The organism is Burkholderia anthina (assembly GCF_001547525.1).
In the GTDB taxonomy this organism is placed as follows: Bacteria; Pseudomonadota; Gammaproteobacteria; order Burkholderiales; family Burkholderiaceae; genus Burkholderia; species Burkholderia semiarida.
The window spans coordinates 882384-906362 of the sequence record NZ_CM003768.1; the positions used below are offsets into that span (position 1 = coordinate 882384).

19 protein-coding genes are annotated in these 23979 nt (G+C 68.2%); 7 read left to right on the forward strand and 12 right to left on the reverse strand.

What is annotated here, in order from left to right:
* The first annotated feature begins 102 nt into the window (after positions 1-102).
* A complete protein-coding gene (locus tag WS64_RS04190) occupies positions 103-651 on the forward strand; it encodes a peroxiredoxin (RefSeq protein ID WP_059573953.1) in 549 nt (182 codons plus the stop codon).
* Positions 652-743: 92 nt separating this feature from the next.
* Here WS64_RS04190 and WS64_RS04195 read toward each other — a convergent pair whose 3' ends face one another.
* Positions 744-1373 (reverse strand): SDR family oxidoreductase, encoded by a 630-nt coding sequence (locus WS64_RS04195; protein ID WP_060965784.1) that lies wholly within the window; start codon positions 1371-1373, stop codon positions 744-746.
* A 297-nt stretch (positions 1374-1670) separates the two neighbouring features.
* On the opposite strand from WS64_RS04195, the gene WS64_RS04200 reads away from it, so the two are divergent.
* Complete coding sequence (locus tag WS64_RS04200) at positions 1671-3173, forward strand: NYN domain-containing protein (RefSeq protein WP_060965785.1); 1503 nt, start codon at positions 1671-1673, stop codon at positions 3171-3173.
* Between the two features lie 144 nt (positions 3174-3317).
* Here WS64_RS04200 and WS64_RS04205 read toward each other — a convergent pair whose 3' ends face one another.
* The 8 genes from WS64_RS04205 to WS64_RS04240 all read right to left on the reverse strand — a co-directional run bounded on the left by WS64_RS04205 (position 3318) and on the right by WS64_RS04240 (position 17326).
* Positions 3318-3701, reverse strand: a complete 384-nt coding sequence (locus WS64_RS04205) for a VOC family protein (protein ID WP_060965786.1) — start codon at positions 3699-3701, stop codon at positions 3318-3320.
* Between the two features lie 168 nt (positions 3702-3869).
* Positions 3870-7178 (reverse strand): efflux RND transporter permease subunit, encoded by a 3309-nt coding sequence (locus WS64_RS04210; RefSeq protein WP_060965787.1) that lies wholly within the window; start codon positions 7176-7178, stop codon positions 3870-3872.
* Between the two features lie 3 nt (positions 7179-7181).
* Entirely contained in the window at positions 7182-10295 is a 3114-nt protein-coding gene (locus WS64_RS04215) for an MdtB/MuxB family multidrug efflux RND transporter permease subunit (protein ID WP_060313371.1), read from the reverse strand.
* 15 nt (positions 10296-10310) lie between these two features.
* Positions 10311-11681: an MdtA/MuxA family multidrug efflux RND transporter periplasmic adaptor subunit gene (locus WS64_RS04220; RefSeq protein ID WP_060965788.1), complete on the reverse strand. Its 1371-nt coding sequence runs from the start codon at positions 11679-11681 to the stop codon at positions 10311-10313.
* Between the two features lie 254 nt (positions 11682-11935).
* Positions 11936-12760, reverse strand: coding sequence for an IclR family transcriptional regulator (locus tag WS64_RS04225; protein WP_059573946.1), 825 nt, complete (start codon positions 12758-12760; stop codon positions 11936-11938).
* A 666-nt stretch (positions 12761-13426) separates the two neighbouring features.
* On the reverse strand, positions 13427-15385 hold the full coding sequence (locus WS64_RS04230; protein WP_060965789.1) for a PhoX family protein: 1959 nt from the start codon (positions 15383-15385) through the stop codon (positions 13427-13429).
* Between the two features lie 157 nt (positions 15386-15542).
* On the reverse strand, positions 15543-16736 hold the full coding sequence (locus WS64_RS04235; protein WP_060313379.1) for an ammonium transporter: 1194 nt from the start codon (positions 16734-16736) through the stop codon (positions 15543-15545).
* A 254-nt stretch (positions 16737-16990) separates the two neighbouring features.
* The gene (locus tag WS64_RS04240) at positions 16991-17326 is read right to left on the reverse strand and encodes a hypothetical protein (protein ID WP_059573943.1); all 336 of its coding nucleotides are present in this window, start codon (positions 17324-17326) and stop codon (positions 16991-16993) included.
* 198 nt (positions 17327-17524) lie between these two features.
* On the opposite strand from WS64_RS04240, the gene WS64_RS04245 reads away from it, so the two are divergent.
* The 4 genes from WS64_RS04245 (at position 17525) to WS64_RS04260 (ending at position 19983) form a co-directional block, all read left to right on the forward strand.
* Positions 17525-17953 (forward strand): hypothetical protein, encoded by a 429-nt coding sequence (locus tag WS64_RS04245; protein WP_059644065.1) that lies wholly within the window; start codon positions 17525-17527, stop codon positions 17951-17953.
* A 90-nt stretch (positions 17954-18043) separates the two neighbouring features.
* The gene (locus WS64_RS04250; RefSeq protein ID WP_059644068.1) at positions 18044-18499 is read left to right on the forward strand and encodes an Rrf2 family transcriptional regulator; all 456 of its coding nucleotides are present in this window, start codon (positions 18044-18046) and stop codon (positions 18497-18499) included.
* Between the two features lie 133 nt (positions 18500-18632).
* Positions 18633-19274 carry an NAD(P)-dependent oxidoreductase gene (locus tag WS64_RS04255; RefSeq protein ID WP_059644071.1) on the forward strand — a complete coding sequence of 214 codons (642 nt, stop codon included), beginning with the start codon at positions 18633-18635 and terminating at the stop codon, positions 19272-19274.
* 238 nt (positions 19275-19512) lie between these two features.
* The gene (locus WS64_RS04260) at positions 19513-19983 is read left to right on the forward strand and encodes an Lrp/AsnC family transcriptional regulator (protein WP_059573939.1); all 471 of its coding nucleotides are present in this window, start codon (positions 19513-19515) and stop codon (positions 19981-19983) included.
* 30 nt (positions 19984-20013) lie between these two features.
* Here WS64_RS04260 and WS64_RS04265 read toward each other — a convergent pair whose 3' ends face one another.
* The 3 genes from WS64_RS04265 to WS64_RS04275 are packed head-to-tail and all read right to left on the reverse strand — an operon-like array spanning position 20014 to position 23525.
* Complete coding sequence (locus tag WS64_RS04265) at positions 20014-20787, reverse strand: ABC transporter ATP-binding protein (protein ID WP_059644073.1); 774 nt, start codon at positions 20785-20787, stop codon at positions 20014-20016.
* Positions 20788-20791: 4 nt separating this feature from the next.
* Positions 20792-22486, reverse strand: a complete 1695-nt coding sequence (locus WS64_RS04270; RefSeq protein ID WP_060965790.1) for an ABC transporter permease — start codon at positions 22484-22486, stop codon at positions 20792-20794.
* Entirely contained in the window at positions 22476-23525 is a 1050-nt protein-coding gene (locus WS64_RS04275; RefSeq protein WP_060965791.1) for a Fe(3+) ABC transporter substrate-binding protein, read from the reverse strand. The genes WS64_RS04270 and WS64_RS04275 overlap by 11 nt, the downstream gene beginning before the upstream one ends.
* Positions 23526-23768: 243 nt before the next feature.
* Between WS64_RS04275 and WS64_RS34160 the strand changes: the two genes are divergently transcribed.
* Positions 23769-23930: a hypothetical protein gene (locus tag WS64_RS34160; RefSeq protein ID WP_006476417.1), complete on the forward strand. Its 162-nt coding sequence runs from the start codon at positions 23769-23771 to the stop codon at positions 23928-23930.
* The last annotated feature ends 49 nt before the right edge of the window (positions 23931-23979 follow it).

A 23979-nucleotide genomic window follows, 5' to 3' on the forward strand; every position in this document is an offset into this window, starting at 1 on the left:
CGCGCGGCGCTGCCGCGGGTCCGGATCATCGATGCGGTGTTCGGCAGGCGAACGCCCACGTGGCCTACATCGAGGCTGACTTTATAAGAAATGAGGACGCAGATGAAGAGAAAACTGTTGCTGGGCGCCATGGCGGCGCTGGTGGCCGGCCATGCGCTGCTGGCGCAGGCGCAACTGAAGCCGGGCGCCGCGGCGCCCGATTTCACGACGCAGGCGTCGCTGGGCGGCAAGACGTATACGTACTCGCTCGCGGACGCGCTGAAGCAGGGGCCGGTCGTGCTGTACTTCTATCCGGCGGCGTTCACGAAGGGCTGCACGATCGAGGCGCATGCGTTCGCGGACGCGGTCGACCGTTACAAGGCTTACGGCGCGACGGTGATCGGCGTGTCGGCCGACAACATCGACACGCTGACGAAGTTCTCGGTGAGCGAATGCCGCAGCAAGTTCCCGGTAGCGGCCGACCCGGACGCGAAGATCATCCGCGAATACGATGCGAAGCTGCCGGCGCTCGACCGGGCGAACCGCGTGTCCTACGTGATTTCGCCCGAAGGGAAGGTTCTCTACGAATACACGAGCCTGTCGCCCGACAAGCACGTCGAGAACACGCTCGCCGCCGTGAAGGCGTGGGCCGACGCGCATCCGAAGCAGTAGGCGGCTGCCCGTGCGCGTGAAAACGGCCCGTCGTGCGGGCCGCGGGCTCGGGAATGCGTGGCCTGCGGGCGGCGCGCGGCCTCCCGTTGCCGTTACGCGCGCAGCGCCTGCTCGATCGGCACGCCGCCGCCGACGAAGCCGACGATCTTGCGTGAGATGCCGAGCTTGATCGCCTCGATCGCGGCCCATGCAACGTCCTGGCGCGACACGGGCGGCGCGGGATCGAGCCACGTGTCGGTCAGCGCGATCTTGCCGACGCCCGGATCGTCCGTGAGCGGGCCCGGGCGCAGGATCACGTAGTCGACGCCCGACGCGATCACGCGGTCGTCGCCTTCGCGCTTCATCTGCGAATAGTGGCGCAGCGCGTCCGGCCCGTGCTCCGGCCGGTACGCGGACAGCGAACTGACGACCACGAGCTTCTGCACGTTGAACGCGAGCGCGTAGTCGGCCGCGCGGGCGACCGCGTCGCGGTCGATCTGCTCCTCTTCGGTCGCGCCCTCCGATTCGGCGGAGCCGGCCGCGTAGATCACGTGCGTGATGCCCTGGAAGGCGTGCGAGAAATCGTTCGTCAGATCGGCCTCGACGACCCGCGCGCCCGCCAGCGCATAGCCGTGCCGGCGCACGAGCGCCGTGACCTGGAACTCCGGCTGCTTGAGCAGCAGATCCGCGCAGGCCTGGCCCGTTCGTCCGGTCGCGCCAATCAGCAGTACCTTCGTCGTCATGAAACCGCTCCTTGCTCGATGCGTCATCCGTGCAGATAGGGACGGACGACCGATAACTCAAGTGTAATGTCGAATCGGCCCGGCGGTGGGGGCGTAATAAGGGGCGTACCGGCTGCGGGCGTACCGGCGCGGGCGTACCGGCGCGGGCGTCCGGCTACGGGCGTACCGGCACGACGCATGCCGGCGTGCATTCATTCACCCGGATGCGGGAATGACGCGCCGACCGGCTATCATGTGCGCGATGCATTTTTCGCCGCTACGCGTGAATAACGCGTCGGCCCACCGGTTGGAGTACACATGGCATTACCCTTGGACAACGTCAGCATGGCCGTGTTCTGCGACTTCGAGAACGTCGCGCTCGGCGTGCGCGACGCGAAGTACGAGAAATTCGACATCAAGCCCGTGCTGGAGCGCCTGCTGCTGAAAGGCAGCATCGTCGTGAAGAAGGCCTATTGCGACTGGGATCGCTACAAGGGCTTCAAGGCGTCGATGCACGAGGCGAGCTTCGAGCTGATCGAGATTCCGCACGTGCGCCAGTCGGGCAAGAATTCGGCCGACATCCGGCTCGTCGTGGACGCGCTCGACCTCTGCTACACGAAGTCGCACGTCGATACGTTCGTGATCATCAGCGGCGATTCGGATTTTTCCCCGCTCGTGTCGAAGCTGCGCGAGAACGCGAAGAAGGTGATCGGCGTCGGCGTGAAGAAATCGACGTCGGACCTGCTGGTCGCGAACTGCGACGAATTCATCTTCTACGACGATCTGGTGCGCGAGCAGCAGCGTGCGCTCGCGAAGCGCGAACAGCAGCAGCGCGCGGGCAACGGCGGCGCGAAGCGGCCCGACGAGCCGTCGCGCAAGCACGACATGGAGGCGCGCAAGGCCGAGGCGATCGCGCTGGCGGTCGAGACGTTCGACGCGCTCGCGTCGGAGCGCGACGACGTCGGCAAGATCTGGGCGTCGGTGCTCAAGAGCGCGATCAAGCGCCGCAAGCCGGATTTCAACGAGTCGTATTACGGGTTCCGCGCGTTCGGCAACCTGCTCGACGAGGCGCAGGCGCGCGGCCTGCTCGAAGTGGGGCGCGACGACAAGTCGGGCGCGTTCGTGTCGCGGGCCCGCCAGTCGGCCGCGGAGCACGCCGCGGCGGCCGACCACGCACCGGCCCGGCACGGCCGGCGCCCGGCGGAGCCGGTGCAGGCCGAGCGCGAGCCGCGCCATCACCGCGGACGCGGGCGGCACGGCGAGCCGGTTGGCGAGCCGTTCGGCGCGCCATTCGGCGAGTCGTTCGGCACGCCGTTCGTGCAGGAGAACGAGCCGGTCGAGACGGCGGTCGAATTCACCGAAGCGGACGAAGCCGATGTGACCGTCGGCGAAGCCGCGGCCGTGCACGGCGAACCGGCGGGCGGGCACGATGATGCGAAGACCGCACGCAAGCGTGCTCGCAAGACCCCCGCGAAGAAGGCCGGTACGAAGAAGGGCGGCGACGGCAAGAGCGTCGGCCGGCAGGCGGCGGTGCAGGAAGGCGACGCCCCGCGGGGCGACGCGAAGCACGGCGGCGGCAAGCATGCCGAAGCGATGCATCGCGACGCGGAACATGACGACGGGCGAGCCGCCGGCGCGGCGCCGGCACGCGGTGAAACCGGCGGCGATGCTGTCGGGGAGCCCGCGCACGATGCTCCCGTACACGCCGAACCGGTCGCGGCGGTCGCCGACGCGCCGGCCCCGGCCAAGCCGAAGAAGCCGGCCCGCAAGGCGGCGCCGCGCGCGCGGCGGCCGCGCAAGACGGCCGAGGCTGCCGAGTAAGGGCCTGCCTGATGAAGCGCCATCCGTCGCGCCGCCGCGAAGTGCGGGCCGGATGGGGCGCAGGCACAGGCCGCGCGTTCGCATGAAGCAGTGCGGTTGCGAGCCCCGCCGTCCCGTGGCCGGCGCGATGCCGGCCTTCTTCCACTAACCGTTCAGCGCATACGGCTGCGTCATCACTTCGAGAAAGTGGCCGTCCGGATCGTCGAAGTACACGCCGCGTCCGCCGTTGTGGCGGTAGATGTCGTCGGCTTGCCGCTTCGCCGGATCGGCCCAGTGCGGCAACCCGCGTTCGCGGATGCGCGCGAGCACGCGATCGAAGCCGGCTTCGTCGATCAGGAACGCGTAATGCTGCGACCGGATCTCCCCCGCCTGTTCGTAAAAATCGAGCGACACGCCGTTGTCGAGCGCGACGACCAGCATCGCGCCGAACGGCGTCGGCGGCGGCAATTCCAGCAACTCGGTGAGGAAGCGGCTCGACGCATGCTTGTCGCGGCACCAGACGATCGTATGGTTGAGCTGGACGTTCATGGCGAGATTCCGGGACGGGAACGAGGTGGGCATGGATACACGATAGCCGATCGCGGCCGGCAAACAAGTCCGGCCACCACGTCCGGCCACCAAGTCCTGCAATCAAACCCGGCAATCAAACCCGGCAATCAAGCGCAAAAGACGGCCGCCCGAGGGCGGCCGCTTTCGTCACTCGCCGGCGACGGCCGGCCCGCCGCTGTTGCCGCGGCGATTGCGCCGCTTCTCGGCCCACACGCGCAGCCGGTCCATGTACAGGTAGACGACCGGCGTCGTATAGAGCGTCAGCACCTGCGACATGATCAGGCCGCCGGCGATTGCGATCCCGAGCGGCGCGCGCAGCTCGGCGCCGTCGCCGCTGCCGAACGCGAGCGGCAGCGCGCCGAGCAGCGCCGCCATCGTCGTCATCATGATCGGACGGAAGCGCAGCAGGCACGCCTCGTGGATCGCGTCGAACGACGACTTCCCGTTGTTGCGCGTCTGGTCGATCGCGAAGTCGACCATCATGATCGCGTTCTTCTTCACGATGCCGATCAGCAGGATCACGCCGATCAGCGCGATGATGCTGAACTCGGTCTTGAACAGCAGCAGCGCGAGCAGCGCGCCGACGCCGGCCGACGGCAGCGTCGACAGGATCGTGATCGGGTGGATGTAGCTCTCGTACAGGATCCCGAGCACGATGTAGACGGCCAGCAGCGCGGCGAGGATCAGGATCGGCTGATCGTTCATCGACTGCTGGAACGCCTGCGCGGTGCCCTGGAAGCTGCCGACGATCGTCGGCGGCACGCCGACCTCCGCCATCGTCTGATAGATGATCTGCGTCGCCTGCGACAGCGACACGCCGGGCGGCAGGTTGAACGAGATCGTCGTCGCGACGAACAGCCCCTGGTGGTTGACCGACAGCGGCGTCGTGCTCGGCCCGAACGTCGCGATCGCCGACAGCGGGATCATCGTCGATTTCGACGTCGACACCGACGCGCCCGACGACGCGCTCGACTTGCCGCTCGCCGCGATCGCGTTGAGCGCCTGGTTGCGCGCGGAGTCGGACGCGATCGCCGCGGCGCTCTGCGCGGCCGTGCCGGCGCTCGACGTGCCGGCCGAGGTCGCGACGAAGGTGCCCGCGGCCGCGTTGGTGGTCTGCGAGCCGTTCGCGCTGCCGCCCGACGTGCTGATCCACACCTGGTTCAGCATCTCCGGGCTCTGCCAGTATTTCGGCGCAACTTCCATCACGACGTGGTACTGGTTCAGCGGGTTGTAGATCGTCGAGACCTGCCGCTGGCCGAACGCGTCGTACAGCGTGTTGTCGATCTGCGCGGGCTTGATGCCGAACCGCGCGGCCGTCGCGCGGTCGATCGTCACCATCGCCTCGAGGCCGCCTTGTTGCTGGTCGGAGTTCACGTCGGTCAGCTCGGGGCGCTTCTGCAGCGCCTCGGTCAGGATCGGCCCCCACTTGTACAGGTCGGCGCTCGAATCGCCGAGCAGCGTGAACTGGTACTGCGCGTTGCTCTGCCGGCCGCCGACGCGGATGTCCTGCGCCGCCTGCAGGAACGTGCGCGCGCCCGCGACGTCCGCCAGCCGCGGGCGCAACTGCTGGATCACCTGGTCGGCCGACAGCTTGCGCTCGGTGCGGTCCTTGAGCGTGACGAACATGAAGCCCGAGTTGGTCTGCGTGCCGCCGGTGAAGCCCGCGACGCTCTTCACGTTCGGGTTGCCCTGCACGATCCGCATCATCTCGGAGAACTTCAGTTTCATCGCCTGGAACGACGTCGACTGGTCGGCCTGGATGCCGCCGATCATCAGCCCGGTGTCCTGCTGCGGGAAGAAGCCCTTCGGCACGACGACGTACAGGTAGACGTTCAGCCCGATCGTCGCGAACAGCGTCAGCAGGATCAACAGCGGCCGGCGCAGCGCCCACGACAGCGAGCGCTCGTAGCCGCGCTGCATGCGCGCGAAGCCGCGTTCGAGGAAGCGCCCGAAGCGGCCCTCGCGTTGCGGGTTGTGCCGGTCGGGCAGCAGGCGCGCGCACATCATCGGCGTGAGCGTGAGCGACACCGCGAGCGACACGGCGATCGCGAGCGACAGCGTCAGCGCGAACTCGCGGAACAGGCGCCCGACGATCCCGCCCATCAGCAGGATCGGCAGGAACACCGCGACGAGCGAGATGCTCATCGACAGCACCGTGAAGCCGACTTCGCGCGCGCCGTCGAACGCGGCCTGCATCCGCGACTTGCCGTTCTCGATGTGCCGCGAGATGTTCTCGAGCACGACGATCGCATCGTCGACGACGAAGCCGGTCGCGACGATCAGCGCCATCAGCGACAGGTTGTCGATCGAGAAGCCGAGCAGGTACATCGCGCCGAACGTGCCGACGATCGAGATCGGCACCGCGACGCTCGGGATCAGCGTCGCGCGCCAGTTGCGCAGGAACAGGAACACGACCATCACGACGAGGCTGATGGCGATCAGCAGCGTGTGCTCGGTGTCCCTCAGCGACGCGCGGATGGTGGTCGAGCGGTCGAGCACCGGCGTGACCGTGATGTCGGCGGGCAGCGACGCGGTGAGCTGCGGCAGCGCCGCGCGCACGCGGTCGATCGTCTCGATGATGTTCGCACCGGGCGAGCGGTAGAGGATCACGAGCACCGCGCGCTTGCCGTTCGACAAACCGAGGTTGCGCAGGTCCTCGACCGAATCGACGACGTCGGACAGGTCGGACAGCCGCACGGCCGAGCCGTTGCGGTAGGCGACCACGAGGTCGCGGTACTGCGACGCCTGGGACGCCTGGTCGTTCGTGTAGAGCTGGAAGCGCTGCGGGCCGAACTCGATCGCGCCCTTCGGCGCGTTGGCGTTCGCGGAGGCCAGCGCCGCGCGCACGTCCTCGAGGCCGATCCCGTAGTGGAACAGCGATTGCGGTTCGAGCTCGACGCGTACGGCCGGGTTCGCGGAGCCGCTCACGGAGACCTGGCCGATCCCGTCGATCTGCGACAGCGACTGCTGCAGCACCGTCGACGCGGCGTCGTACACCTTCGCCGGCGACGCCGTCTCCGAGGTCAGCGACACGACCATGATCGGCGAATCGGCCGGGTTGACCTTGCGGTAGGTCGGGTTGCTCTTCAGCGCGGCGGGCAGGTCGGCGCGCGCCGCGTTGATCGCGGCCTGCACGTCGCGCGCGGCGCCGTCGATGTCGCGGTTCAGGCCGAACTGCAGGATGATCCGCGCATTGCCGACCGTGCTCGTCGACGTCATTTCGGAGACGTCCGCGATCGAGCCGAGGTGCCGCTCGAGCGGGCTCGCCACGCTGGTCGCGACCGTCTCCGGGCTCGCGCCCGGCAGCGACGCCTGCACCGAGATCGTCGGGAAGTCGACCTGCGGCAGCGGCGACACCGGCAGCTTGATGAACGCGAACAGGCCCGCGAGCGCGACGCCGAGCGCGAGCAGCGTCGTCGCGACGGGGCGGGTGATGAAGGGACGCGACAGGTTCATCGCTTACACGTCCGTGCGCGTGCCGGCGTCGGGGCCGTGGCGTTCGAACCAGCCGCGCATGCGGCGCGCGAGCGAGTCGAAGCCGAGGTAGATCACGGGCGTCGTGAACAGCGTCAGCACCTGCGACACGATCAGGCCGCCGGCGATCGCGATCCCGAGCGGCTGGCGCAGCTCGGAGCCCGCGCCGGAGCCGACGATCAGCGGCACCGCGCCGAGCAGCGCGGCGAGCGTCGTCATCAGGATCGGCCGGAAGCGTAGCAGGCACGCCTGGTAGATCGCCTCGCGCGGCGGCTTGCCTTCGACGCGTTCGGCCTCGAGCGCGAAGTCGATCATCATGATCGCGTTCTTCTTGACGATGCCGATCAGCAGCACGATGCCGATGATCCCGATGATGTCGAGGTCGTGCCCGGTGATCATCAGCGCGAGCAGCGCGCCGACGCCGGCCGACGGCAGCGTCGACAGGATCGTGATCGGGTGGATGTAGCTCTCGTACAGCACGCCGAGCACGATGTACATCGTGACGACCGCCGCGAGGATCAGGAACAGCTGGTTCGACAGCGACGCCTGGAACGCGAGCGCCGCGCCCTGGAAGCGCGTCTGGAACGAGCCGGGCAGGCCGATGTCCTTCTCGGCGGCCTCGATCGCCTTGACCGCTTCGCCGAGCGACGCGCCCGGCGCGAGGTTGAACGAGATCGTCGTCGACGGGAACTGCGACAGGTGCGCGACCAGCAGCGGCGACGGCCGCTCGTGGAACGACGCGATCGACGACAGCGGCACCTGGCCGCCGCCCGCCGACGGCAGGTAGATGTCGTTCAGCGATTGCGCGTAGTGCTGCTCCTTCGGCTCCGATTCGAGAATCACGCGGTACTGGTTCGACTGCGTGAAGATCGTCGACACGATGCGCTGGCCGAACGCGTCGTACAGCGCGTTGTCGACGGTCGCCGGCGTGATGCCGAAGCGCGCGGCGCTCGCGCGGTCGATCTCGATGTACACCGACTGGCCGTTGCTCTGCAGGTCGGTCGCGACGTCGGCGAGCGACGGCTCCTGCTGCAGCCGCGCGACGAGTTTCGGCACCCAGGTCGCGAATTCTTCCGAATTCGGGCTCGTCAGCATGAACTGGTATTGCGTCGGGCTGACCGTCGAGTCGATCGTCAGGTCCTGCACCGGCTGCATGAACAGCGAAATGCCGGTGACGTTCGCGACGCGCTGCTGCAGGCCGCGGATGATCTGCGCGGCCGTTTCGCCGCGTTCGTCGCGCGCCTTCAGGTTGATCAGCATCCGCCCGCTGTTCAGCGTGATGTTGCTGCCGTCGACGCCGATGAACGACGTGAGGCTGGCGACGTTCGGGTCCTTCAGGATCTCGGCCGCGAGCGCCTGCTGGCGTTCGGCCATCGCGCCGTACGAGATCGACTGCGGCGCCTGCGTGATCGCCTGGATCACGCCGGTGTCCTGCGCGGGGAAGAAGCCCTTCGGCACGAACACATAGAGCAGCGCGGTCAGCCCGAGCGTCAGCAGCGCGACGACGAGCGTCGAGCGCTGGCGGTTCAGCACCCATTCGAGCGCGACCGCGTAGCGCGCGATCACCCAGTCGATCGCGCGATGCACGCGTGCCTCGAAGCGGTGGCTCTCGGGCGGCGGCGAATGGCGCAGCAGCTTCGCGCACATCATCGGCACGAGCGTGAGCGACACGATCGCCGAGATCACGATCGTCACCGCGAGCGTGATCGCGAATTCGTGGAAGAGGCGCCCGACCACGTCGCCCATGAACAGCAGCGGGATCAGCACCGCGATCAGCGAGACCGTCAGCGAGATGATCGTGAAGCCGATCTGGCGCGAGCCCTTCAGCGCGGCCTCGAGCCCCGATTCGCCTTCCTCGACGTAGCGCGCAATGTTCTCGATCATCACGATCGCGTCGTCGACGACGAAGCCGGTCGCGATCGTGAGCGCCATCAGCGACAGGTTGTTCAGCGAGAAGCCGGCCATGTACATCACCGCGAGCGTGCCGATCAGCGACAGCGGCACCGACAGGCTCGGGATGATCGTCGCGTAGACGTTCGCGAGGAACAGGTACATCACCAGCACGACGAGCGCGACCGCGAGCAGCAGCTCGAACTGCACGTCGCGCACGGCCGCGCGGATCATCGTCGTGCGGTCGGTGACGATCTCGACGTCGAGCGCGGCCGGCAGCGTCTCCTGCAGCTTCGGCAACTGCGCCTTGATCGCGTCGACGGTCGCGATCACGTTCGCGCCCGGCTGGCGCTGCACGTTCAGGATGATCGCCGGGTCCGCATTCACCCACGCGCCGAGCTTGGTGTTCTCCGAGCCGGCGACGACCGTCGCGACGTCGGTCAGCATCACCGGGCGGCCGTTCTTGTACGCGACGACCGCGCTGTTGTACTGGTCGGCGCTCGTCAACTGGTCGTTCGCGTTGATCGTGTATGCGCGCGTCGGGCCGTCGAAGTTGCCCTTCGGCGTGTTGACGTTCAGGTTCGAGATCGTCGTGCGCAGGTCGTCGAGGTTCATCCCGTACTGCGCGAGCGCGGTCGGGTTCGCCTGGATCCGCACGGCCGGCCGGTTGCCGCCCGACAGGCTCACGAGGCCGACGCCGGCGATCTGCGAGATCTTCATCGCGAGGCGCGTGTCGGCGAGGTCCTGCACCTGCGTGAGCGGCAGCGTCTTCGACTTGACGGCGAGCGTGAGCACCGGCGCATCGGCCGGGTTCACCTTCGCGTAGATCGGCGGGGCAGGGAGATCGGACGGCAGCAGGTTGCCGGCCGCGTTGATCGCGGCCTGCACTTCCTGTTCGGCGATGTCGAGCGGCAGGTCGAGCGAGAACTGCAGCGTGATCACCGACGCGCCGGCCGAGCTTTGCGACGACATCTGGTTCAGCGACGGCATCTGCCCGAACTGGCGTTCGAGCGGCGCGGTGACCGACGACGTCATCACTTCCGGGCTCGCGCCCGGGTAGAAGGTCTGGACCTGGATCGTCGGGTAGTCGACCTCGGGCAGCGCGGCGAGCGGCAGGAAGCGCAGCGCCACGAGGCCGGCCAGCATGATCGCCGCCATCAGGAGGGCGGTGCCGACCGGCCGGAGAATGAAGAGGCGGGATGGATTCATCGAGCGGCCCGCGCGTTACTGGGCCGCGGGGGCCGCTGCCTGCGACGCGCCGTGCTTGTGTCCGCCGCGATGGCCGGCTGCACCGGACGCAGCCGATGCGCCCGACGCCGCGCCGGCGCCGCGCGCGCCCGACGCGCCTTTCGGCTTGTCGGCCGGAATCGAGATCTTCGAGCCTTCGCGCAGGCGGTCCGAGCCGTCGGTCACCACGCGTTCGCCGAGCGCCACGCCGCTGACGATGCTCGTGCGTTCGCCGTCGACCGGCCCGACCGTGACCTTGCGCACCGTCACCGTGTTGTCGGGTTTCACGACGTAGACGAACTGGCCGATCGAGCCCGTCAGCACGGCGGAGGTCGGCACGATGATCGCGTTGCGCAGCACGTCGACGAGCAGCCGCGTGTTCACGAACTGATTCGGGAACAGCATGCCTTCCTTGTTGTCGAAATTCGCGCGCAGCTTGACCGTGCCGGTGCTCGTGTCGATCTGGTTGTCGAGCGTCGCGAGCGAGCCCGTTTCGAGCGGCACCGTGTTGTTGCGGTTGTAGGCGGTGACCGACAGCTTCCGGCCCGCGTTCATCTGCTTGAGGATCTGCGGCAGGTTGTCTTCCGACGTCGTGAAGATCACGCTCATCGGCTGCAATTGCGTGATCACGACGATGCCGTTGGTGTCCCCCGGCGTCACGTAGTTGCCGGGGTCGACCTGGCGCAGGCCGACGCGGCCCGAGACCGGCGCCGTGATGCGCGCATACGTCAGGTTGAGTTTCGCGGAATCGATCGCGGCCTGGTCGGTCTTCACCGCGCCTTCGTACTGCTTGACGAGCGACGCCTGCGTATCGACGGTTTGCGACGCGATCGAATCCTGCGACAGCAGCGTCTGGTAGCGCTTCAGGTCGAGGCGGGCCGTCGCGAGCAGCGCCGCGTCGCGCGCATGCGTGCCTTCGGCGTTCTCGAGCGCGACCTGATACGGGCGCGGGTCGATCTGCGCGAGCACGTCGCCTTTCTTGACGATCTGGCCTTCCTGGAACGACACCGATTGCAGGTAGCCCGACAGTTGCGTCTTGACCGTCACGTTCGCGAGCGGCGTGACGGTGCCGAGCGCGGACAGCACGATCGGCATCTCGCCCTGCGTCGCGGTGGCGACCTGCACCGGCTGCGGAACGTTCGCCATCGCGGCGGGGCCGCCGCGGCCGCGATGGCCGCCCGCGGCGCTGGCGCCCATGCCTTTCGCCGTGCTGCCTGCCGCCGGCGTGCGGTTCCACGGGTGCCACCACAGCAGGCCGCCGATGACGACGGCCGCCACGGTGCCGATCAGCAACGTGCGGCGCGGGCGCCGGGCGGCGGCGGGCGCGGGGTCTTTCGAAGGGGGCGTGGGCTTTTGTTCGTTATCCATCGTGTTCTGTCAGGAAGACGGCGCGGCGGGCCGGAAATCGGGCTGCTCGGCTGCGCGTGGGCGTGCGGAAGACGCGACGGGGCGGCCCGGCTCGGTCCGGGGCCCCGCCGATCCGCACGGGAAAGAGCGGTGCGCACCGCGAGTGCGGCGCGACGATGGGCATGATCCTACGTGCCGTCCCCGTTACAGTCCAGCGGTCTATCTTTCAACGGGTTACGGTCGTTACAGAACGCGACACGGCGATGACGAAACGATTACACGCCGACGCGCCGGGCCGGCGCGCCGCCGATCTCGCGCGTGATTTTCGCGATGCATTCCTGCAGCGCGGGCACGACGTGTTCCCGCAGCCATTCGGGCGGACACTGGTGCGACGCGCCGCCGCAATTCACCGAATAGCGCTGACCCGACGGGCCGACGAAACCGGCCGCGACCGCGTTCAGCCCCTCGCGCCATTCGCCGATCGCGATCGCATGGCCGTCGCGCATCGCTTCGTCGAGCGCGGGCGTCAGGCGGGCGGACACGTGCGGCCAGTCGTCGCCGGCGGTGGTGCGCAGCGACTCGAGCAGCAGGCGGCGCTCGTCGTCCTCGAGCGCGGCCAGATACGCGCGGCCCACGGCCGTGCGCGCGATGTCCATCCGCGAGCCGATCTCGAGGCGCGTGACGAGCACGGCCGAGCGCGGGCGGATCACGTCGATCGCGACCATGTCGAGCCGGTCGCGCACCGCGAGGTGCACGGACAGCGACGTGCGTTCGGCCAGCTCGATCATGAACGGCCGCGAACGCGCGCGGATGTCGAAGTTGCGCAGGAAGCCGTGGCTCAGTTCGAGCACCGACGCGGTGAGCACGAAGCGCTCGCTGTCGGGCAACTGAAACAGGAAGCCGGCGCTGACGAGCGTCGCGGTGATGCGCGAGACGGTCGGCTTCGGGATGCCGGTCAATTCGGTCAGCTCGCGGTTGCTGACGGGCGCGTCGGCAGCCGCGATGCGGCGCAGCACGGCGAGGCCGCGGGCGAGGGCGGTGATCTCGTCGGGCGACGATTCACGGTCCCGCGACGCGGGAGAGGTTACAGGTGTCGACACGAGGGATTCTCTCTAATTCCGAAACTCGATTTCAATTTTGTTGGTATTGTAGGACTATTGTCAAAGGATGCATGTTCCGCGGGAGAACCGGTCATTGTATGAGATTTTACGGGTTCACCCTTGGTTTATTAGGAAAACGCTCAAATGAGCGTTGCCGGAAAGTGCATGAACCGGTGCAAATACCGCTTGACTTGTCGGGCGGAAACGGAAAGAATGTCTCACGTTTTCGAAACATCGTTTCAAGAGTTTAACCGGCAACGATGTTTCGCGCAGTCTCTCAGGTTCTAGCACGGCCCTCGGAATGGCTAGAACTTTTTTAGCGCCACGGTCTCCGTGGCGCTTTTTTTTGCCTGTCTTTCCGACCGTCCGCCCGGACGCGTCAGGCCCGTATTATCCTCCGATCGTCGCAAACGCTTGTCCACGGTCGCATCGCGCCCGCCTGCACGCGCAATGTGCGCCGCGCTCGCGCTCGCTTCACGCAAAAAAAAGCGCGATGCCCGCAGTGGGCATCGCGCATGAAACGGCGTGGAGCGCCGACGAATGAACGGTGATCGAAGAAAGAACGCCCGGCCGGGAGGCCGGGTCACGGACGCCCGGTTAGGGACGCCCGGTCAGGGACGCCCGGTCAGGGCGCCCTGCAACGCGCAACGTCCCGTCGCGCGCCGGTCAGCCCTTCGCGAGCTTGATGCTGGTCTGCTCGGCCGTCAGGTAACCGACGCTGGCGCCGAAGCGGTCCTTGTAGTTCGCGCGCACGAGCGGGTCGAGCGTCGGCTTGACCTTGTCGTGCAGCGGCGATTCCCAATCGCCCGCGTGCTGGAAGTTGCTCATGATGTAGGTCCAGCCGTTGATCTCGTCGACCGCGTGCAGGCCCGTCGATTCGGCGCCGGCCGGGCACGACAGCACGCGCGCGAGCGACTTCGTGTCGACGTTGTAGGCCCACAGGAAGTTGTTCACGTGCATGCCCGAGTCTTCACCGATGAACAGGGTGCGCAGCTTTTCGGAGAACTTCAGGTTGTCCGGATTCGCGATCTTGTCCGGGTTCGCGAGGTTGCCGAGCGCGTCGGCCGCGGCGAGATCCTCGCCGACCAGCGCGGCCGGCGCCCCCATGTCCACCGGTACCCATTCGCTGTCGATCGCGCCGCCCGTCGTGTCGCGCTGGCCCGCCTTCAGGTTCAGCGCGTAGACGGCGCCCGCGGCGATCTTCTTGTCGAGCGCGACGTCGCGCGACACCGTGTTGCCCTTGACCATCGACGTCTCGATCCGCGACATCGCCGTGTAGACGATCTTGTCCTTCGCGTTCACGGTCGTGCCTTCGAGCTTCGTGAACGCCATGCTGCCGCCGAGCAGCGCCGCGTAGCGGTGCGTCTCGAGGAACGCGGCCGCCTTTTCCATCCCCGGCTTCACGCGCATCCAGTTGAACTTGCCGCCGAAGTGGATTTTCGTGTAGCTCGCATCGTTCGGGTCGACGGTCACCAGGTCCATGATGTCCGACGCCTTCAGCGTGTTCGCGAGCGCTTCGATCTCGCTGCTAGTCGCGTGGCCGATCCTGATCCACGTGAGCGTCGCGGTGCCGGCGCCGGCCGACGACGTCTGCGTCCACTTCGCGACGTACAGCGTGCCGGCCGACAGGTCGGCCGCCTTGTCGGCGACGAACATGAACAGGCCGCCGTTGGTCGCGTCGTCGCCCATCATCACGGTGCGCTGGTCCGGCATCACCTGGATCAGCTCGTGCGAGATGCGGCCGAGGCAGTAGTGCTTCTTCACGGTGCCCGTGCCGTCCGGATTCACGGTGATCTCGGGCAGGTGACCGTAGTGATAGGGGTTCGCCTTCGTCTCGTCGCCGAACGTGTTCTTGCTGAACGCCTTGAACTGCGCGTCGGTCGCGGCCTTCGTCGCGTCCGGCTCGTATTCCTCGCTCGACAGGTGCGTGCCCCACGGCGACAGGCTCGCGCCGCACGTGATCCACAGGCCGTGTGCGCTCGACGTGTCGACGTTGTGATACTTCACGAGCTTCAGCGCGCCGGTAGCCGGGTCCTGGTCGAGCGTGAGCACGGCGATCGGCGACGGCAGCTGGCCGTACTGCGACGCGCTCGCCTGGTCGCGCGTCGTGTATTCGAACTGCACGACCGCGAACACCGTGTTGCCCTTCACGCCGGGCACGTTCGCGTTCTTCAGCGTCAGCAGCGAGCTGCCATCCGGGCAGTCGGAATAGAACTGGCGCTCCTTGCCGGCCACCGAGCGATCGATGATCGGCTGGTTGTTGATGTCGTAGTAGCCGCCCGCGAGCGTCGTGCCGCCCTTGCCGTCCGGCACCATGTCGCCCGTCACGAAGAACGGCTTGTACGCGAGCTTGAAGTTGCGCGACGAGCCGTCCGAGAACGACACCGACAGCGTCGAGCCGACCGTCGTCGTCGCCATCGCGGCCGCGTTGTCGAGCGTCGGCGCGGCCATCGCCGAGAAGGCCGCCGACGTATAGGCGGCGGCGACCGGCGTCGACGCGGGATCGTCGTCGCCGCCGCAACCCGTCAGCAGGGCCGGCAGCGCGAGGCCGGAAAGGGGAAGCATCGGCGCGCCGGCGAGGATCTTCAGGGCCTGACGACGGGAAGCATTGGGCAACGCGGGCATGTGGAGTCCAGTTTCGGTTGTTGGAAGAATGGCCTTCGCGAAGCGCGGGCGACAAGCTTCGCGAAGGCGTATTGAAAACTGGACGGAAGTGTAAGGACGCTAGATGAAAGTTTTTTGAATCGAAAACGTAATGGCGCGTCGAGTGTGCGTCGGCAGGTCAATCGCGCTCGGGCGTGGCCGAGATGCGGTGGATCGACAGGTCGGCGCCGTCGAATTCCGCTTCGCGATCGAGACGCAGGCCGACGGTCGCCTTCAGCGCGCCGTAGACGAGCGTGCCGCCCGCGGTCGCGATCGCGATGCCGCCGAGCGTGCCGACGAGCTGCGACAGGAACGACACGCCGCCGAGACCGCCGAGCGCGGGCAGCCCGAACACGCCGGCCGCGAGGCCGCCGAGCGCGCCGCACATTCCGTGCAGCGGCCAGACGCCGAGCACGTCGTCGATGCGCCAGCGGTTCTGCACGCAGGTGAACATCGCGACGAACAGCGCACCGGCCGCGGCGCCCGTGACCAGCGCGCCGATCGGGTGCATCACGTCGGAGCCCGCGCAGACCGCGACGAGGCCCGCGAGCGGCCCGTTGTACGTGAAGCCCGGGTCGTTGCGGCCGGCCACCCACGCCGCGAGCGTGCCGCCGACCATCGCCATCAGCGAGTTCACCGCGACGAGGCCGCTGATCTTGTCGAGCGTCTGCGCGCTCATCACGTTGAAGCCGAACCAGCCGACCGCGAGCACCCATGCGCCGAGCGCGAGGAACGGGATGTTCGACGGCGGGTGCGCGGCGATCCGCCCGTCCTTCGCATAGCGGCCGTGGCGCGCGCCGAGCAGCAGCACGGCCGGCAGCGCGACCCAGCCGCCGAACGCATGCACGACGACCGAGCCCGCGAAGTCGTGGAACGGCGCACCGAACGCGTGCGCGAGCCAGGCCTGCACGCCGAAGCGCTCGTTCCACGCGATCCCTTCGAAGAACGGATAGATGAAGCCGACGATGATCAGCGTCGCGACGAGCTGCGGATTGAACTTCGCGCGCTCCGCGATGCCGCCGGACACGATCGCCGGGATCGCCGCGGCGAACGTCAGCAGGAAGAAGAACCGCACGAGCGCGTAGCCGTTGTGCTGAGACAGCGAGCCGATGTCGTCGAAGAATTCGACGCCGTACGCGATCGTGTAGCCGACGAGGAAATACGCGAGCGTCGACACCGAGAAGTCGACCAGGATCTTCACGAGCGCGTTGACCTGGTTCTTCTTGCGGACCGTGCCGAGTTCGAGAAAGGCGAAGCCCGCGTGCATCGCGAGCACCATGACGGCGCCGATCAACAGGAACAGTGTGTCGACGCCGGATTTCAGACCATCCATGCCGTGGCTTCCTTGCGCAAAAAACGGGCGAGGAATGCAAGTATCGAGCCAAGCTGGTGAATGACTGCGTGAAATTGGTGCCCGGGTACCGTGCGATGCGGCATGCCGGTGAATCGTGCACGGGATCGGGGCGTGGCCGCCGGCCGCCGATCGGTTCGCCGGATGCGCGTTTGTGGTGCGATTATGACGAAATTGGTGCGTACGCCGAATGAAGCGGTGCGCGGCGTGCGCCGCTCACGCACCGATCTGGCGCGTCAGTGGCGCGCGAACAGCACGGGCGGCCGGCGCAGCCGCAGCGCGCACGCCGACCAGTAGAGGGCGACGGCCGACAGCCCGATCGCGGCGACTGCGAGCGCCGCGAAGCCCGCGAGCGACTGGCCGTCGCCATCGGCGCCGAGAATGCCTCGCGCGACGATCAGCGCGGCCGTCCAGAAACCGATCACGGCCTGGGTGAGCAGGCGCGCGGACGCGATGCGGCGCGGGCGCCCCGATTCGGCGAGACGGCGCGCCGACGGCGCGCGCAGGCAGAGGAACAGGGTGGCGGCAAGCAGCGCGGCCAGGACGATGAACCAATCGATGAGGAAAGCCATGACGAAGAAAAAGGGGGGCACGTACGAAGTGAATTGAGGCGTGCCCACTTTAGAGGCGTGGCGCCTGCGATTGAATCAGACGAATCCGAAATTGAAAGGCATTTTTAACAACGGGTCGTCATTGGGCCTGTTCCACAGGCGGTATCATCGACACCGGTCCAACCACGAGGTCGCGCCGCGCGCGGCCGGAGATTGCTGATGAACATGAAGACATCGCGGGCGCGTCGCGTGCCCGGGTCCGTGCTGGCGGCCGTGGCCGCCGGTGCGCTGCTGTTGCTCGCGGGCTGCGAGAAGTCCGGCACGTCGGCCGCGCAACCCGATACGGCCGCGAGCGCGGCCGCCGATGCCGCCAACAACGCGGCCAAGGCGCTCGACCAGGTGGCGAGCACCGTCAATCAACAGATCAACGCGGCGAAGGCCGGCATCGCGTCCGCGGCGTCGGCCGTGCCGCCGTTGTCCGCGAGCGGCCTCGCGTCGGCTGCGCAGGCGCAGATCGACGCGGCGGCGTCCGCGGTCGTCGCGCATGCGGCTTCCGAAGCGGGCGCGAAGATCGCCGAAGCCGGCAAGAAACTCCAGCAGTGGAGCCAGCAGAGCGCCGCCGGGGCGAAACCCGCGAGCGGCGAATGACGCGGGCTTGCACGATCCGCCAAGTGTAATTATCATGGTTACACATGTCGCCGGTCGCGGGTCGGGCCGGCGTCGCCGAGTGAGTCAGGAATGAATACCAGCAGCCGGTTCGCGTTTGCCGTTCACGTGCTCGCCTTGCTGTCGATGCAGGAAGGCGTGCCGTTGTCGTCCGACGTCATCGCGGGCAGCGTGAATACGAATCCGGCGCTGATTCGCCGGCTGCTGTCGATGCTGGCGGCAGCAGGGCTGACCACGTCGCAGCTCGGCGCGGGCGGCGGCGCGCTGCTGGCGCGCGAGCCCGGCGAGATCACGCTGCTCGACGTGTATCGCGCGGTCGACGATGCGCAACTGTTCGCGCTGCACCGCGAGGCGCCGAATCCGGCGTGTCTCGTCGGGCGGCACATCCAGGGCGCGCTGACCGGCTATATCGGCGACGCACAGCGCGCGATGGAAGCGTCGCTCGCCACGCGCACGCTGGTCGACGTGACGACCGACATGCTGGATCGGGAGCAGCGCACGCAGCGGGCGGCGCACGCCGGCGGGTGACCGCGGGCAGGCAGGGCAGGAAGCCGGACGGCGCGTACGCGCGGCGGTCGGCGCAACGGGGGGCTTCGCCCCGTTTTTTTCGATCTTATATGTAATTAACTATGTTACATATTTTCTTTTCTGGAGAATCGACATGACGCAACGTTCGTTGAATATCGCGCTGTTCGGCGCCACCGGCATGATCGGCTCGCGCATCGCGGCGGAAGCCGTGCGGCGCGGCCACCGCGTCACCGCGCTGTCGCGCCATCCGGGCGCATCCGGCGACGGCATCACCGCGAAGGCGGCCGACCTGTTCGACGCGGCCAGCATCGCGGCCGCGCTGCCGGGGCATGACGTCGTCGCAAGCGCGTACGGCCCGAAGCAGGAAGATGCGGCGCAGGTCGTCGCGGTCGCGAAGGCGCTGGTCGCCGGCACGCGTCAGGCCGGTTTGAAGCGGCTCGTCGTGGTGGGCGGCGCCGGTTCGCTCGAAGTCGCGCCGGGCAAGCAGCTCGTCGACACCGAAGGTTTCCCCGAAGCGTACAAGGCGGTTGCGCTCGCGCATCGCGACGCGCTCGACTACCTGAAGACGGTTGCGGATCTCGACTGGACCTTCTTCGCGCCGGCCGCGCTGATCGCGCCGGGCGAGCGCACGGGCACGTTCCGCACGGGTGTCGGCAAGCTGATCGTCGACGCGCAAGGCAACAGCAAGATCTCGGCGGAAGACTACGCGGTCGCGTTCGTCGACGCGCTCGAGCAGGACAGCTTCGTGCGCGAGATCGCGACGGTCGCGTATTGAGCGGCGCGACGGCCGGCGGCGACGTGTGAGCGCCGGCCCGCGCGCGGCAGGCAAGCCGCGACGCTCGGCAATGTCAGGCGACGCCACCCTTCGCGGGTGGCGTCGCCTGTTTCGTTTGGCGCGGCGAGCGCGTGGCCGATCGGTATTTACACTGGTCGACGCGCGCGGACACTTTTCATATTGTTCCCCGTTGGGCAGGATGAATAGAATAAATTTCTATCGACGAGGGAATGGAGAAATGGACGCCATCGATCGCAAGCTGCTGGAGCTGCTGCAGACGGATGCCACGCTGCCGATCGCGGAGCTGGCCCAGCGCGTGAACCTGTCGCAGACGCCGTGCTGGAAGCGCGTGCAGCGGCTGAAGGAAACCGGCGCGATTCGCGCGCAGGTCGCGCTGTGCGATGCGCGCAAGCTCGGCGTCGGCACGACCGTGTTCGTCGCGATCCGCACGAATCAGCACACCGAGGAATGGGCGCAGCGCTTCACGCAGGCGGTGCGCGACATGCCGGAAGTGGTCGAGGTCTACCGAATGAGCGGCGAGACCGATTACCTGCTGCGCGTCGTGGTGGCCGGCATCGACGACTACGACCGCGTCTACAAGCAACTGATTCGCACGGTGCCGCTGTTCGACGTCAGTTCGTCGTTCGCGATGGAGCAGATCAAGTATTCGACCGCGCTACCCGTGCGCGATCTGGCCGAGCCCGCCTGACGGGCGCGCCGCCGCGCCGGCGGCGCCGCTTCATCGGCCGCGCGCCAGCGCGCGTGCGCGTTCGTCGGCCAGCGCGTCGCGGCGCACGAAATCCGCGACGAACGGGCTGGCCGGATGATGGTGCAGCGCATACGGCGTATCCCATTGCGCAAGCTGGCCGTCCTTCATCACGCCGATCCGGTCGGCGATCGCGAACGCTTCCGCCTGGTTGTGCGTGACGAGGATCGCGGTATGACCCGTGTGCTTCAGGATGTCGCGCAGCTCGAACGCGAGCCGCTCGCGCGTATCGACGTCGAGATTCGAGAACGGCTCGTCGAGCAGCAGCAGTTCCGGCGACGGCGCGAGCGCGCGCGCGAGGGCGACGCGCTGCTGCTGGCCGCCCGACAGTTCGTGCGGATAGGCGTCGCCAGAATCGGCGAGGCCGACGAGGTCGAGCATCTCCGCGACGCGCAGGCGCCGTTCGGCCTTCGGCATGCGGCGCAGGCCGAACGCGACGTTGTCGGCCGCGCTCAGGTGCGGGAACAGCGCGTAATCCTGGAACATCATGCCGATGCGCCGCCGCTCCGGCGGCACGTCGAGCGACGGCGCCGCGACGGGCGTGCCGTCCAGCACGATGCGTCCCATGCGCACGGGCTCGAAGCCGGCGATCGCGCGCAGCACGGTGGTCTTGCCGCAGCCGGACGCGCCGAGCAGGCAGCCGATGTCGCCGCGCGGCAGCGCGAGGCTCAGGCCGTCGACCACGGTGCGGCGGCCGTGCGGCGTGTCGTAGGCGACGCAGAGGTCGTCGAGTTCGAGCAGGTTCACGGTGTCAGGCTCCGATCTTGTGGCGGGTGCGGGCGAGCAGGATCACGGGCGCGAGCCCGGCCAGCACGATCGCGAGCGCGGCGACCGCGCCTTCTTCATAGGTGCCGCGCGCGGCTTCCGCATACAGCCAGGTCGCGAGCGTGTCGAAGTTCAGCGGGCGCAGCAGCAGCGTGGCCGGCAATTCCTTCATCGCGTCGACGAACACCAGCAGCGCGCTCGTCGTGAGCGCGGGCCGCAGCAGCGGCAGGTGGACGCGGCGCAGCGTGCCGCCGGCCGTCTCGCCGAGCGAGCGCGCGGCCTGTTCGAGCGACGGCGGAATGCGCGCGAGGCCGGCCTCGATGCCGCCGGCCGGGATCGCGAGGAAACGCACGGTATAGGCGATCACGAGCGCGGTGGCCGAGCCCATCAGCAGCAGCGCGTCGCGGCCGAGCGCCGCGCCGAACAGGCGGTCGGCCGCCGCGAACGGCATCAGCAGGCCGATCGCGAGCACGGTGCCCGGCACCGCGTAGCCGAGGCTCGCGATCCGCGCGCACAGGCGGGCAGGGCCTGCCCGGGCGCTGTCGCGCTGCGCGCGGGCGGCCCACGCGACGACGAGCCCGCACGCGAGCGTCGCGGCGGTGGCGGCGCTCGCGATCGTCAGCGTGTTCGCGAGTCCCGTCATCAATTGCGCAGATACGCCGCCGACGAGGTGCAGCCGCTTGGCCGTTTCGACCGCGAGGTACGCGGCCGGCGCGCCGAAGCCGAGCAGGACCGGCAGCCAGCCGAGCACCGCGGCGGCGAGCGCGGCCGAGCCGGTCAGGCGGCGCGGCGCGATCGGCCGCATGCGCCGGCCGTGCGCGTAGCGCTGGCGGCGGCGTCCGTAGCGTTCCAGCGCGATCATGCCGACGACGATCGCGAGCATCGCCAGCGCGATCTGCGCGGCGCCGGCGAGATCGGAGCGCGTGATCCACGTCGTATAGACGGACACGGTCAGCGTCTGCACGCCGAGAAATTCCGACGCGCCGATATCGTTCAGCGTTTCGAGCAGCGCGAGGCTCACGCCGACCGCGATCGCCGGCCGTGCAAGCGGCACGACGACGCGCCAGAACGTCGCGACGCGGCCGGCGCCGAGCGTGCGCGCGGCTTCGAGCAGGCTCGCGGACTGCGTGACGAACATCGCGCGCGTGCTCAGATAGACGTACGGATACAGCACGAAGCCGAGCACGAAGATCGCGCCGGGCAACGAGCGCAGGTCGGGCAGGCGGAACTGGCGCGGGCTGTCGAAGCCGAGCAGCCAGCGGATCGCGCCTTGCACGGGGCCGATCGGATGCAGCAGGTCGAGATACGCGAACGCGACGATGTAGGTGGGGACCGCGAGCGGCAGCAGCAGCGCCCAGGTCAGGACCCGGCGGCCGGGGAAATCGTACGCGGTGACGAGCCACGCGCAGCCGGTGCCGACGATCGACACGATCGTGCCGACGCCGGCGAGCAGCAGCAGCGTGTTGACGAGGGCCTGCGGCAGTACGAATTCGGCGAGATGCCGCCAGTGCGCGAGATCGGCGTCGAACGCGGCGGCCACGAGCACCGCGAGCGGCGCCGCGACCGCCGCGGCGATCGCCAGCGCCGCGATCAGCCACAGGCTGCCCGCGCGCGGCCACAGGCGCGCACGCGGACCGCGCGGCTCGCGCAACGCGCGGGCAGGCGATGCGTCAGTTGTCAAAGCCGACCTTGTCGACGAGCTGGCTCGCCTGCTTGCGATGCTTCGCGATATCCGCGAGCGGCAGCGGGTCGACCTTCAGCGTGCCGAAGCTCGCGATCACCGGGTCGAGCTTCACGTTCGCGCGCACCGGGTATTCGTAGTTCGCCTGCGCATACAGCGCCTGCGCTTCCGGCGACACCAGGTATTCCAGCAGCTTCACCGCATTGGCCTTGTGCGGCGCGTGCTTCGCGACCGTCGCGCCGCTGATGTTCACGTGCGTGCCGCCGCTCTTCGTATTCGCGAACGTCGGACGCACGACCTTGATCGCGTCGCCCCACTTGCGCGCATCGCTGCCGGGTTCCGCATTCTTCATGTGGCCGACGTAGTACGCGTTCGCGAGGCCGACGTCGCAGATGCCGCCGAGGATGTCGCGCGCGACGTCGCGGTCGCCGCCCGTCGCCTTGCGCGCGAGGTTGGCCTTCACGCCGCGCAGCCATTTTTCGGTCGCGGCTTCGCCGTCATGCGCGATCATCGCCGCGACGAGCGCCGTGTTGTACGGATGCTGGCCCGACCGGATGCAGACCTTGCCCTTCCATTTCGGATCGGCGAGATCCTCGTAGCGGAACGCATCGACCTTCAGGTCCTTTTCGACGTACAGCACGCGGTCGCGCAGCGACAGTGCGTACCAGTCGCCGTTCGCGCCGCGCAGGTTCGCGGGAATCGCATCGTCGAGCGCCTTCGAGCGCACCGGCTGGGTGACGCCGCCGTCGACGAGGTCGAGCAGGTTGCCGACGTCGACCGTCATCAGCACGTCGGCCGGCGATTGCGCGCCTTCCGCCTTCACGCGCTCGAGCAGGCCATCCTTCACGAACACCGTGTTGACCTTGACGCCGCTCTGCTTCGTGAACGCGTCGATGAGCGGCTGGATCAGCTTCGGCTCGCGGGTGGTGTACAGGCTCACTTCCTCGGCTGCCTGGGCAAGCGGCGCGAAGGCGGCCGCGGCCGCGGCCAAGGCGAGGGCGCCGGCGAGCGGCAGCAGGCGGGTGCGCGGATTCGACATGGAGACTCCGGTGGGGCAGGTGGACGAGGGAGCGTTCCGGGGCGCGCCTGCCGCCCGAGCGACCCGGAACATTACAAAGTGAAAGATTCTGGATTCTAAATCGAAATGGGAATGATTAACAAACGAAAGCTTGCGGAAAGCAGGGGAGAAGCCGGGGACGGAGACCGGCGAACGGGGCGGCCCGGCGCGGGCGCAAGCGCGTAGAATGCCCGCTTCGAGGAATTTGACGGAGCGGCACCGACCATGAACGATCAGCGCAAGAAGAACCCTGTCCGCAACGTGAGCATCCTGATCGTCGTGGCCGTGCTGCTCGTGATCGGGACGATCCTGTACAACGCGATTTCGCAGAAGCACGCGTACGACGAGGCCCATCCGGCCGAGGCCGCGAGCGCGGCGTCGCACTGACGTGCCGGTGCGCGGCCCGCTCGGGTCGCGCGCGGGGCAGGCGAACGGC